Below are 12629 nucleotides of genomic sequence, written 5' to 3' on the forward strand. Positions count from 1 at the left end.
ACTCAAAGGAAAATGCCATCCTCATACAGCGAAGATTTTCGGAAAAAGTAATAACATATGTATGCTTTGGTTCAATTCTTTAATACGCAAACCTCAACTTAATTTACCATAGTATACCCATCTTAATAAAATGTAGAAGTCAAGATTTGATCTTACAGACAGTTATAAATTTTATATCTGCTTGTCAGTTAAGTTTTGACTGTCAGATATGTAACTGAGATGCAAGATTTCATTATTCTTTTCCACAGCTAACTTTTTACTATCCAAAAAAGTTTGCATAGGTGTTTTTCCATAACAATATTTACCAGAATGAGGTCTTTCATTGTTGAAATATTCTAACCAAATATCAAGATCTAATTGCAAGTCATCCAATGATGTATAAATCTTTTTACGCATAGCTGTATCAAAGAATTCTTGTTTCATAGTTTTATTAAAACGTTCACACATACCATTAGTTTGAGGTGAATATGCTTTAGTTGTTGTATGCTCTATACCTTCTATACTGAGAAATAACTCAAAAGCATGATGTTCTATATTTCCCTTATATTCTCCTCCACGATCTGTAAGAATACGAAGCATCGGTATCCCTTGACTCTCATACCATGGTAACACTCGATCATTTAGCATATCAGCAGCAGTAATCGCAGTTTTGTCAGTATACAGTTTAGCATCAGCAAATCTACTGTAGCTATCAATAAATACCTGAGCATAAACCTTTCCTATCCCTTTGAAATTGCCTACATAATACGTGTCTTGGCAACCTAAATAACCTGGATGTTGTGTCTCAATTTCTCCATGTGCTTCTTTTTCATTATGGCGTTTCTCTAGTACTTGCAGCTGTGCTTCGGTCAATATAATACCATCTTGGGCCATCTTAGCTTCTAAGGCTTTCAATCTTTTATTGATATTATTCAAATCATTACGTAACCAAATCGATCTTACTCCTCCAGGAGAAACAAGTATACCACTCTTCTTCAGCTCATTTGATACTCTAAGTTGTCCATATGCTGTACTCCATCGCCATATCAACTACTGCTTTTTCTACTGCAGGATCTACTCTATTAGCGATTATTGGCTTCTTGCGACTTATCTCGTATAGCGCTTCTTCTCCTCCTGTTTCATATAGTTCTTTAAATCTGTAATAGCTATCTCTACTATAACACATTGCCTTACATGCAGATGATATACTACCAAGGCTTTTTGCCAATTCAAGTAAATCTAGTTTCGGTTTGATGATTTTTTGATTTAAGTTCATTGCTTATCTCCATTTAATAACTAATTTAATTTACTAAATGTAAGATAAAATGTCGACTAATACAAATAAATTAGAAAGAGTAAAAATTTTTCTTTTATCGAAGCAATCTGGCTTGAGTGTGAGCCAGATTGCTTGCAGGCCAACCTCAATCCTTCAATTCAAGAGTGATGAAACAACGACTATCTATATCTTATAACCGTAGTGAATTGCTACAACTCCAAAGCAGAGTTTTTTATAGTTGACTGACGTAAAGCCAGCAGATTCAACCATCCTAGCAAAACTATTGGCTTTTGGAAATTTTCTTATGCTTTCAACAAGGTATTTGTAATGTTCAGAGTGCCCTGTAATTACTTTGCCTATTTTAGGAATAACTTTAAACGAATAAAAGTTATAGATATCATTTAACACTTCATTTTTTATATGTGAAAACTCCAGGCATAGAAACATGCCACACGGTTTCAAGACTCTATGCACTTCTAAGAGGGCAGCATTTATATCAGTGAAATTTCTAATGCCAAAAGATATGGTGCAGCAGTCAAATGTGTTATCATTAAACGGTAAGGATTCACCAGAACCATGGGCCCAATTGATAGATTTATAGTGCAAGCCTGAATCTATACATCTTCTTCTTCCTACTTGCAACATATCAAGGTTGCTATCGCATACAACAGCTCTTGCTCCACCTTTATCCAAGAATCTGCAAGCTATATCTCCAGTGCCACCTGCAAGATCCAATAGTACTTTTCCACGTTTTGCAGGGATCAAGGAGATAAACTCATTCTTCCAGGCTCTATGCAGCCCAAAACTCATTATGTCATTCATCAAATCATACTGAGTTGCAACATCAGAAAAAACTTTCTGCACTTTAGATGCTTTCGTGTTGCTATCTACTTGTTCAAAGCCAAAATAGACACCATCTGTGACATTGCGTTTTTGCAAATCATCATCATCGCAATTTTTTGAGATGTGATCATCATCTCGGCTGCTATTTTTCAAGCTATGAGCCATATGTCGCTCATTCTCGAGTTATATTGTTATAAAATTCAATGGCCTACTTTTTTGAAATAAAGCTTACGCCGCTAAATCTACTGTTAAATTTTGCTACAGCGCTAGCTCTGGTGTTTACGTAATTTGCATCCTTAGTCCAAGCTGGATGCGTTTTTACATCAACATCTAATTTCAAAAAGTCATTATGGTAAGTAGAGTATGTCTTAAAAATGACGCCATCAGTCATCTCAACGCTTATTTCTCTGTAATTAGGATGTATAGTGGATTTCTTATGAGCGCTCACCTGCTCACTGGTGATCGAAACTTTTTTTACAACCTTTTTACTTGCAACACTTTTATTTTGCGTTGCAGCGCTAGTTTGCTTTGAACTAGCCGCTTTTGATTTTTGTTTTGTTGTTGACATGCGTGTTTGAACTATACTTTGAGTTTCCACTTTATTTTCTGGCACTGAGCATATAAAAAAAAACTAAACTATACAAGGAGTTTTTTGTATTTTACACTTGAAAAAGGTGCGCTGATGTTATAAAAGGTAATAGCTCATTTGGAAAGTCGGGGCATAGCGCAGCCTGGTAGCGCATCTGGTTTGGGACCAGAGGGTCGGGAGTTCAAATCTCTCTGCCCCGACCACGTATTCTTCTTTGGATCTAGCAGTTGTCTTTAAGTCATTAAAACAATCTCATTTCTGTTCTGTTTCTACGTTGAACAAATTGTCTATTATTTTTGTAACATGCTTTTGGTATTGCCATTTCAGTAGAACATTTAGTGAGTTTGAAGTTGTGTGACAGTGCTGGCTGCTTGTCGTTTTTCGTTAACAAGCGCGCGTGATATGATTTTTATTTGATTCAGTAAGATACTAGTTAGAGTAATGATATACCGCAGGTAAATGAAGAGTTGATGTTTGTTATGTAATCATAGTGTATGGCAGATTTTTCGGCAATACAAAGAAAGGTATATATACCATTTGCCACTTTAGTAGTGGCTTGCAACGTGTCTACTCTGCAAACATCGTTGAATTTTATGTAGTTATATGTGATATGGTTAACACCCTCGCCTTTAGGCGAACACTTTAGTATTAGTTATCTAGGAAATGTGCTAAGGGAGGACGAATGGAATATAGGAGATGATCCCACAGCCTATATGACCTAAAGTATCATATAGTATTTTGTACTAAGTGTAGGTATAGAGTTTTAACTGGGCAAGTTGCGATTAGAACTAGGGAAGTAATCCGAGAAATATGTGCTGCTAATTACATAAATATAATTAGTGGCAGTATGAGTCCTGATCACGTACATATATTAGCATTGGTTCCGCCTAGTATATCAATATCTAAAGCTGTGCAATATATTAAAGGTATAAGTAGTCGTAAGTTGCTACAGGAATTTGCACTGCTCCGTAAGCGGTATTGGGGACAACATCTTTGGGCCAGATTTTAGAATATCAGAGTTTTAGCGTTTGTAGAAGTCAAGATTTGATCTTACAGACAGTTATAAATTTTATATCTGCTTGTCAGTTAAGTTTTGACTGTCAGATATGTAACTGAGATACAAGATTTCATTATTCTTTTCCACAGCTAACTTTTTACTATCCAAAAAAGGAGAGTTTTCACAATTAGATAGAAGTATGATATGATCACTTTTTTAAAAACTAAAGAGTGGTTTTATGGTTTGTTGTAAGGGATGTTGCTCTGATATCTTTGTAAAGAATGGCATTGTGAGGGGTGTACAGCGTTATAAGTGCAGATCATGTTCTAAATTTTGTTGAGGGCGATCTGGGCAAGAAGCCTCAAACAGCTGTTAAGAAAGCATTATGCGTTATGCTATATAGTCTTGGTAATGGCTCTTTTTCTATGTTATGCAAGATATTAGGGCATTCGGCGTCCATAATTTATCGCTGGGTAGTAGAGGCGATGGGCAAGACTCAGGAGCCAGTTGTCTCTTCGGATATTATGGAGATGGAATTCGACGAGATGTGGCATTTTATTGGTTCAAAAAAACAAGCTTTGGATCATTAAGGCAGTTGATCGTAGTACAAGGAGAACAGTTGCCTGGGTTACAGGCAATCGTGATACTGCAACATTCCAAAAGCTCTACAAAAAGTGAGTCATCTGAAAGAATGTCATTTTTATACGGATGATTGGGATGCTTTTTCTAAAATTTTACCCAAAGAGCGTCATACAATTGGAAAGTCTGGCACAGTATGTATCGAGAGAGATAATAGCAACACGCGACATCATTTATGCCGAATGACACGGCGCACTAAAATCGTTTCTAAAAAAGAGTCAATGGTATACGGATCCATCAAGCTTTGGTGCGCTCTTACTATTACACAAATATTCAAACAATATCAAGAACAGCTCTTATCTATCTTTATGTGAAAACTCTAAAAATGACATTCTTTCAGATGACTCACTTTGTTGTAGAGCTTTTGGAATGTTGCAGTATCACGATTGCCTGTAACCCGGGCAACTGTTCTCCTTGTACTACGATCAACTGCCTTAATGATCCAAAGCTTGTTTTTTTTGAACCAATAAAATGCCACATCTCGTCGAATTCCATCTCCATAATATCCGAAGAGACAACTGGCTCCTGAGTCTTGCCCATCGCCTCTACTACCCAGCGATAAATTATGGACGGCGAATGCCCTAATATCTTGCCTAACATAGAAAAAGAGCCATTACCAAGACTATATAGCATAACGCATAATGCTTTCTTAACAGCTGTTTGAGGCTTCTTGCCCAGATCGCCCTCAACAAAATTTAGAACATGATCTGCACTTATAACGCTGTACACCCCTCACAATGCCATTCTTTACAAAGATATCAGAGCAACATCCATTACAACAAACCATAAAACCACTCTTTAGTTTTTAAAAAAGTGATCATATCATACTTCTATCTAATTGTGAAAACTCTCACCGCAACTATTACAATGGTAATATGTAGGATGTTGCAAGGATTTTCTTCTTTAGGAGAGATTGTTGGAGCGCAGCTTTATTTAGCAGAAACTATAAAGCAGCCATATAGATATGTATGTAATGGTATCATTAGTATAGCTTCAAAAGCTGGAGGGTTATTTGCTTTAACTGTTGCTTCGTTTGCTATTTCCATGGATTTTAACTGGAGAATTGCTTTTTGGATAGGAGCTATAATAGCTGTTGTTGGTTTCGTTGCTAGAATGAGGCTTAGAGAGACTCCTGAGTTTGTAGACTTCAGACTCAGGATGAAGATAAAAGCAGAAATAAGTAAGCAAAATCCAAATATAGCAGAGAATTTATATGTATATAAGAAAAAAGCGGATAAAAAGATTATTTTAGCATATTGCTTTGCAGTATCAATGTCATCGGTTTGTTTTTATATGACATTTATCTACATGGGCAATTTTATGAAAGAAGTTTTGGGAATGAGCTATGAACAGGTTATTAATCAAAACTTGAGAGTTCATATAATGATAATACTTATAGTGTCATTTGCAGTATTCTTTCTTAAAAAATATCATCCTGTAAAAATTGCTAGTATATTTACTTTGTTATTTTGTGTTTTATTGCCATTCCTGCCATATTGTCTTGATCATGCTTCGAGTGTTATTTCATTAACGTGTTTACAGCTTATAATGCTTCTCCCTACTGCATTATCATTTGGAGTAGAAATTGCCTGTTTTAAGCATATACCTATTGCTAGGCGCTTTGTAATGATAGCAACAACATTTGGAGTATCTGTTGCTTTCTCAATATTAATAGTTTCATTTAGTGTTATTCTTCTAACTGAATGCATAGGACATTATGCTGTTTTGACCATATATACTCCATCAGTGATTAGTTTCTTATGGGCAATAAAGTATAGCATAAGTGACTAAGGTGCTGACAATTTAATTGTATTAAAAACAGCATCATAAAGAGTATCAAATAAATCTATAGTTTTTCTAATTTCATTTTTTATCTTAAACCAGTAATGCTCTATAGGATTTAAATCAGGAGAGTAAGTTGGTAAAAATAATATGTAACAACCCACAGATTCAATTAACTCTTTCACTTTAGGATTCTTATGGAAGTTAATGTTATCCATAACAACAGTTTGTCCAGGTTTTAATTCTTTAATTAACATCTCCCTAATATAAGCTTCAAAGACCTCTTTATTGCAATTACCCTCAAATATTACGGGAGCAATAAGATTACAATTACAAAGACCAGCTATCATACTTATTCTAGTTTTATGTTGATACACCTTTTCCCCATAGCACCTTTCTCCTAAAATACTACAACCATATTCTTTACAAGCATTATCTTCTATTCCAGATTCATCAAGATATACTATTTTATCTCTTGTGATGGTTTTTATCTTTTCAATAAATTCATGTCTTAACGGAATATCTCTTTTCGGATGAAGATGAGTTTTTTTTATAGCTATAACCAAGTTTTTTTATCGCCTGTAAGATCGTTGTAGGTGATATATTACACCACTTCTTTGCTAGTTCTTTTGATGTCATAGCAATATTTAATTCAAAAAATTCTTTAAAATCTTCTAGATTTTTGATCTTATGACTGTGACCTTTTTGATAACCACTTGCTGCTTTCAAAGAACCGTGCTTATCTTGCAGAATTTTCCACTTATAGATAGTATCACGACTCACTCTAAATAGTTTACTCACTTTAGTGATTCTTGCACCATTTTCTAATGCTTCTATTACTCTTACCCTAAGTTCTATTGGATATGCTCTTGCCATAATTTTATGCTTTTTATTTCATACTCACTTTTTATATCTTAATTCCTAACTTTTGTCAATATCTTAGTCACTTATGCTATATATCAAAAAACTAGAAAAAAAGAGTGGTAAATATTTTCATTATCCAAATGAAAAAAATCTGAGATATCGAGATTCTGCATCATCTGATTATGAACAAAAGTATGATTTTGATGAAAAAGAAATTTATAGTGCTTATGATGCAAATTGTCAGCATTCGCTGGATTTATTACGTATTGTGTCAGATCAAGCAAAATTGCAAGGTAGTAAGTTAAATCTGAAGCTAATAGAGAAGGCTATTATTTTTGCTAAGAAATGGCACGATGGTCAATTTAGAGATACAGGTGAGCCATTTTATTCTCATCCACTAGCGGTAGCAGGTATTATTGCAGAATATTACTGCAAAACTGACATTATTATAGCAGCAATACTTCATGATGTTATTGAAGATAGTGATTGTCCGGTTAAATTGCTAGAAAAGGAATTTAATAAGAGAATTGCTACAATGGTTTATAAGCTCACAAAATTTAGAGTGATTAATGGCAGTGTAGTAAGGCTAACTCTGGAAGATATTATTAGGGAATTAAGAGAGGATCCTGAAGCTTTATTGATTAAGCAGATTGATAGATTGCATAACTTGCATACTATAAGTAGTAGACCACAAGAAAAGCAGATTAAAAATGCAGTAGAGAGCAATCGTTATTTAATGACAAGTAGTGCTTATACTGCGGATATCCTGAATATTAACAATAAATTTATGCTTGAAGATAGAATATTTAACTATTGTATGGATATTTTGATTAAATGTAGATCAAATCATAAGCTTTAATTATATAGCTGAAGTGCTATAAAATGTATTAGTCGACATTTTATCTTACATTTAGTAAATTAAATTAGTTATTAAATGGAGATAAGCAATGAACTTAACTCACCTTACGCAAGAGCATTATTTTTGCGTAAATTTATCAATTCATTCATAGATGCTATATTTGCTGCTACTAACAATTTATATTTAATAGCAAAATGATTGGTTGCAGTGGCAACCTTTATAATTTCTAACTTGCAAAATGCTACGATTGAAGCAAATATATGGTTTGCTTGAGATCGCATCTTTTTCGTTGGAGATTTTGCAAAGCTTGTATTTTCTTTGATAGATTTGTGATATTCCTCAATTCTCCATCGTTTTTGATAGATTTCGTACAAATAGGCAGCATCATGTTCTGTATCATTAGAAGCAAGGTATAGAATACCAGTTGATCCGTCCTCGTTTATGAAAACTTTTTTGATTAGTAAAACTTCAAAAGATACTCCTTTCAACCATACCTTCTTTGATTCTCCATCCTGCATATCTAATGATGAGATTTGTTGAAACTTCCCCAATTTTTTATCTTTACATGATAATGCAATAATTCTATTTGATTTAATACCTATAATAAACTTTTTACCAAGCGATTCTATGAATTCCATATTCTCTTTAGAACCAAACCAATTGTCGGCTAAAATATGCTCAAACAACACTTTGTTCTCTGTTGATCGTTTTATGAGATTGCGAAAATGTTGGTTTTTGCTAATGCTAGATTTACGCTGTACTTTTCCTGTCTCAATATCAGAAAAACTAACATCTTTACGAATGAGTGCGTACCCAAACGGAAGCACTACGTCACCATACGAAACTAAGCACGATAAAATGTTTATCCCCTTTACATGCCTTCCTTTAGCATAAGAGTGATGCCATGCTACTATCTCATTTTCATCCGTATAAGGTTTCTCTTCTATTGAATCATCTAATATCAAAACACATCCCTTGTTAAGCTCATGCTTCCTAATTTCTGGCTTGATGTATAACCATAATTCTTTTGATCCTAAATCTTCAGAATTAAGATATTTTGTAATCTTGTCGTGGCTTATATCTCCAGACAATAAATCTGATAAACCAGTAGCTGTTGCATACTTATTTTGACAAATTAAATAGTCTGAATATATATCCAATATTTTCTTAGACATACTTTATTTTTTTATTTCGCTTACTTTTACTACCTTTATACTGATTTTGTCAATTTTGCGTAAGGTGAGTGAACTTAAATCAAAAAATCATCAAACCGAAACTAGGTTTACTTGAATTGGCAAAAAGCCTTGGTAGTATATAATCTGCATGTAAGGCAATGTGTTATAGTAGAGATAGCTATTACAGATTTAAAGAACTATATGAAACGGGAGGAGAAGAAGCGCTATACGAGATAAGTCGCAAGAAGCCAATAATCGCTAATAGAGTAGATCCTGCAGTAGAAAAAGCAGTAGTTGATATGGCGATAGAGTACAGCATATGGACAACTTAGAGTATCAAATGAGCTGAAGAAGAGTAGTATACTTGTTTCTCCTGGAGGAGTAAGATCGATTTGGTTACGTAATGATTTGAATAATATCAATAAAAGATTGAAAGCCTTAGAAGCTAAGATGGCCCAAGATGGTATTATATTGACCGAAGCACAGCTGCAAGTACTAGAGAAACGCCGTAATGAAAAAGAAGCACATGGAGAAATTGAGACACAACATCCAGGTTATTTAGGTTGCCAAGACACATATTATGTAGGCAATTTCAAAGGGATAGGAAAGGTTTATGCTCAGGTATTTATTGATAGCTACAGTAGATTTGCTGATGCTAAACTGTATACTGACAAAACTGCGATTACTGCTGCTGATATGCTAAATGATCGAGTGTTACCATGGTATGAGAGTCAAGGGATACCGATGCTTCGTATTCTTACAGATCGTGGAGGAGAATATAAGGGAAATATAGAACATCATGCTTTTGAGTTATTTCTCAATATAGAAGGGATAGAGCATACAACAACTAAAGCATATTCACCTCAAACTAATGGTATGTGTGAACGTTTTAATAAAACTATGAAACAAGAATTCTTTGATACAGCTATGCGTAAAAAGATTTATACATCATTGGATGACTTGCAATTAGATCTTGATATTTGGTTAGAATATTTCAACAATGAAAGACCTCATTCTGGTAAATATTGTTATGGAAAAACACCTATGCAAACTTTTTTGGATAGTAAAAAGTTAGCTGTGGAAAAGAATAATGAAATCTTGTATCTCAGTTACATATCTGACAGTCGAAACTTAACTGACAAGCAGATATAAAATTTATAACTGTCTGTAAGATCAAATTTTGACTTCTAAATATCTCTGATAAATAGACTTCTTCTTCAAACGTTTGTTTCCAGGGCTCAATTGATTTGTCGCATTCTTTGGCCTTTAGTGGATGCTAATATAATGCGTATACACTTGTGCTTCCTTGTTGTGCTTCGTATGTTCCTTATAATTGCCTCACTGAAGCAGGCGTTTGAAGAAGTTTCATTGAGAAGTGGTATTGATTATAAGCATGCTCTTTGTTGCAAGTGTCATATACGAAGTTAGACTTCAAAAAGAGCTAGGAAAAATTGAGTGGTATGTGTATACAAAATAGAAGGCGCCAATTTTGAAAAGTATGACGAGCATACATATAACATGAAATAGTCTGCAGTACTGATGTTACCGCTTTAATGGAATATTATAGAAGCTTGATTGTTAGTACTTACAAGTGTTAAGGATTGAGTTTCCTGCTGCTTTCTATTATTTCTTTTTTGTCTAAACATTTTCTTAGTACTCTTAACTTATGTTTAATGGACTTTGTACTGCTCTGGTTACGCCATTTTGTTCTAGTGCTGTTGATATAGATAGTCTAAAGAAGCTGCTGGATTATCAAATTTTTGCTGGTGTAGATAGTTTTTTAGTTCTTGGAACAACAGGTGAAGCGCCTACGATAAGCGACAGTGAACGAGATATTATCATTAAATATGTTGTGAATCATGTTGCTGGAAGCGCAAAAGTGATGGTTGGTGCCAGTAGCAATTCAACTGCGCAGGTTGTGAAGTATGCAAAGCAGGCAAAAAGCTTGGGCGCAGATTGTATTTTGGTTTCAGCTCCTTATTACAATAAGCCGACACAAAGTGGCATCCTTGCACATTATCAGACTATTTGTCAGAGTACTGATATTCCTATTATAATATATAATATTCCTGGTAGAGCGGCTGTTAATATTAGTGATGAGACTATAGCCCAAATTGCGTCTTTGAAAAATGTAATTGGCATTAAGGATGCAACCGGTGATATAAGTCGTCCATTGGCTCTTGCGACTTTGTTAGAAAAGTCAGGAAATAGTAATTTTATACAACTGACTGGGAATGATGATAATGCTGTTGCGTTTAATGTACATGGAGGGCAAGGTTGTATCTCAGTGACAGCAAATATAGCGCCAAAATTATGCAAACGAGTGCAAGAGCTGACAGCATCTGGTAAATATGTGGAAGCGCTGTTATTACAGAGGAAACTTTTAGAATTACATAATGCAATGTTTTGTGAAACAAATCCAGCGCCTATCAAGTATGCTGCATATTCGCTAGATTTAATAGAATCGTCAGAGCTTAGGCTGCCACTTGTTCAAATTTCTGAGCAGAGTCAACGTACAATACTAAATGCAATACATTCAATTGGAGATGATTTGTGTTAGATCCTATAAAAAATAATGGTCTGTATGGACATGATAAAATCTCTGAGTTTTTTTTAGATTCTGTACTTTCAGATAGGTTGCCGCATGCGCTTTTATTTTTAGGGCCAAGGAGTATAGGAAAAGCAACATTTGCATATCAACTAGTAAAGTTCTTATTTTTATATGATACATATGGGAAGGAAATTATGGAACGTGACAATATGTTATCTTTTAGACAAGCGAGCATGTTTGGAACATGTAAAAACCAAGGAGATGAGGCTAATTTTTCTATACAAGGAACTTTAAAATCATTTTCTCAAGATCCAATATTAAAGCGTATTGAGCATTATTCACATACAGATTTTATGGTGTTACGTGATGAGTTTACCAGCTCACTTGAGTCTAAGAAAAATAGAGGTATTTTAATTGATGAAGTTAGAGTTGCAATACAATTTTTACAATCTACTCCTGCTTTTGGAAACTATCGAGTTGTCATAATAGATTCAGCTGACTATATGAATAGCTATGCTGCAAATGCTTTGTTAAAGACTTTAGAGGAGCCAGGGAAAAATACTATGCTTATACTGATAGCAAGTGGCATGCGGAATATTCCTGCTACATTGCTATCAAGATGCAGAGTGATAAAGTTTTCTCAAATATCATATAGTGATTTCTGCAAAGTCTGTGGTGAGAAATCTAAGAATTTCCCTATTGAAATTTATAATCTTATTGGTGGAAACGTACAGTTATTACAAAGTGTTTTAGATATGGAATTTAGCGGATTGGAGAAGATATCAAGAATTCATAACTTCCAAGATATTAATGACATAATAGAATGGGCTAAAACTGATTCATCTGTTGTGTTAGTATTAAAAATAGCTATTCTCCGCTTAGTTGTGCGCAAGGTGAAAATAGAGGTTGCTGAAAGGACTTTCGGGAAAAAAGAAGCAGAAGAGAGTGTAATGCTATTCGATAAATTGTATAAATTGCTGTATGACACTGATGTTTTATATATGAATCAAGAGAATGTACTAGCATCTGCCTTGTTTTTACTAAATAAAGCAAAATGGTAGTTTGAATTATGATG

The 12629-nt window shown here is 34.3% G+C and carries 12 protein-coding genes, 1 tRNA gene and 3 pseudogenes; 10 read left to right on the forward strand and 6 right to left on the reverse strand.

Translation table 11 applies throughout. The annotated features are described in order from the left end of the window. Positions 1-171: 171 nt before the first annotated feature. From AACK98_RS01670 to rpmE, 3 genes and pseudogenes are all read right to left on the reverse strand, one after another. Positions 172-1255: pseudogene (locus AACK98_RS01670) on the reverse strand (IS481 family transposase). Between the two features lie 183 nt (positions 1256-1438). Next, the gene (ubiE, locus tag AACK98_RS01675) at positions 1439-2194 is read right to left on the reverse strand and encodes a bifunctional demethylmenaquinone methyltransferase/2-methoxy-6-polyprenyl-1,4-benzoquinol methylase UbiE (protein ID WP_339042514.1); all 756 of its coding nucleotides are present in this window, start codon (positions 2192-2194) and stop codon (positions 1439-1441) included. Between the two features lie 112 nt (positions 2195-2306). After that, positions 2307-2711 carry a 50S ribosomal protein L31 gene (gene rpmE / locus AACK98_RS01680; protein WP_339041828.1) on the reverse strand — a complete coding sequence of 135 codons (405 nt, stop codon included), beginning with the start codon at positions 2709-2711 and terminating at the stop codon, positions 2307-2309. Between the two features lie 102 nt (positions 2712-2813). Here rpmE and AACK98_RS01685 point away from each other — a divergent pair. The 5 genes and pseudogenes from AACK98_RS01685 to AACK98_RS01705 all read left to right on the forward strand — a co-directional run bounded on the left by AACK98_RS01685 (position 2814) and on the right by AACK98_RS01705 (position 4637). After that, positions 2814-2890, forward strand: a tRNA-Pro gene (locus tag AACK98_RS01685). Between the two features lie 509 nt (positions 2891-3399). Next, a pseudogene (gene tnpA / locus AACK98_RS01690) lies at positions 3400-3696 on the forward strand (IS200/IS605 family transposase); the annotation flags it as partial. Positions 3697-3980: 284 nt separating this feature from the next. After that, positions 3981-4274, forward strand: a complete 294-nt coding sequence (locus AACK98_RS01695) for a hypothetical protein (protein ID WP_339041830.1) — start codon at positions 3981-3983, stop codon at positions 4272-4274. Then, positions 4232-4396, forward strand: coding sequence for a hypothetical protein (locus AACK98_RS01700; protein WP_339040402.1), 165 nt, complete (start codon positions 4232-4234; stop codon positions 4394-4396). Before AACK98_RS01695 ends, AACK98_RS01700 begins: the two co-directional genes overlap by 43 nt. After that, positions 4359-4637, forward strand: a complete 279-nt coding sequence (locus AACK98_RS01705) for an IS1 family transposase (RefSeq protein ID WP_339040346.1) — start codon at positions 4359-4361, stop codon at positions 4635-4637. The genes AACK98_RS01700 and AACK98_RS01705 overlap by 38 nt, the downstream gene beginning before the upstream one ends. Before the next feature lie 31 nt (positions 4638-4668). Here AACK98_RS01705 and AACK98_RS01710 read toward each other — a convergent pair whose 3' ends face one another. Then, positions 4669-5052, reverse strand: coding sequence for a hypothetical protein (locus tag AACK98_RS01710; protein WP_339040305.1), 384 nt, complete (start codon positions 5050-5052; stop codon positions 4669-4671). A 111-nt stretch (positions 5053-5163) separates the two neighbouring features. Between AACK98_RS01710 and AACK98_RS01715 the strand changes: the two genes are divergently transcribed. After that, on the forward strand, positions 5164-6114 hold the full coding sequence (locus AACK98_RS01715) for an MFS transporter (RefSeq protein ID WP_339041121.1): 951 nt from the start codon (positions 5164-5166) through the stop codon (positions 6112-6114). Here the strand turns inward: AACK98_RS01715 and AACK98_RS01720 are convergent. Next, positions 6111-6981, reverse strand: a protein-coding gene (locus AACK98_RS01720; RefSeq protein ID WP_339041283.1) for an IS630 family transposase whose coding sequence is annotated in 2 segments (ribosomal slippage) — positions 6111-6656 and positions 6658-6981 — 870 coding nt in all. Because the reading frame shifts where the segments join, the coding sequence is not laid out codon by codon here. The genes AACK98_RS01715 and AACK98_RS01720 overlap by 4 nt on opposite strands. 73 nt (positions 6982-7054) lie before the next feature. Here AACK98_RS01720 and AACK98_RS01725 point away from each other — a divergent pair. Continuing rightward, the gene (locus tag AACK98_RS01725; protein WP_339041832.1) at positions 7055-7828 is read left to right on the forward strand and encodes an HD domain-containing protein; all 774 of its coding nucleotides are present in this window, start codon (positions 7055-7057) and stop codon (positions 7826-7828) included. A 104-nt stretch (positions 7829-7932) separates the two neighbouring features. Here the strand turns inward: AACK98_RS01725 and AACK98_RS01730 are convergent, their stop codons facing one another. After that, positions 7933-9003, reverse strand: a complete 1071-nt coding sequence (locus AACK98_RS01730; RefSeq protein WP_339041533.1) for a transposase — start codon at positions 9001-9003, stop codon at positions 7933-7935. A gap of 158 nt (positions 9004-9161) precedes the next feature. On the opposite strand from AACK98_RS01730, the pseudogene AACK98_RS01735 reads away from it, so the two are divergent. The 3 genes and pseudogenes from AACK98_RS01735 (at position 9162) to AACK98_RS01745 (ending at position 12615) form a co-directional block, all read left to right on the forward strand. Then, positions 9162-10155 (forward strand): annotated as a pseudogene (locus tag AACK98_RS01735) (IS481 family transposase). 514 nt (positions 10156-10669) lie between these two features. After that, positions 10670-11563 (forward strand): 4-hydroxy-tetrahydrodipicolinate synthase, encoded by an 894-nt coding sequence (gene dapA / locus AACK98_RS01740; RefSeq protein ID WP_339041834.1) that lies wholly within the window; start codon positions 10670-10672, stop codon positions 11561-11563. Between the two features lie 185 nt (positions 11564-11748). Continuing rightward, positions 11749-12615 carry a hypothetical protein gene (locus AACK98_RS01745; RefSeq protein ID WP_410519989.1) on the forward strand — a complete coding sequence of 289 codons (867 nt, stop codon included), beginning with the start codon at positions 11749-11751 and terminating at the stop codon, positions 12613-12615. Positions 12616-12629: the final 14 nt, after the last annotated feature.

Source organism: Candidatus Lariskella endosymbiont of Hedychridium roseum (assembly GCF_964020185.1).
In the GTDB taxonomy this organism is placed as follows: Bacteria; Pseudomonadota; Alphaproteobacteria; order Rickettsiales; family Midichloriaceae; genus Lariskella.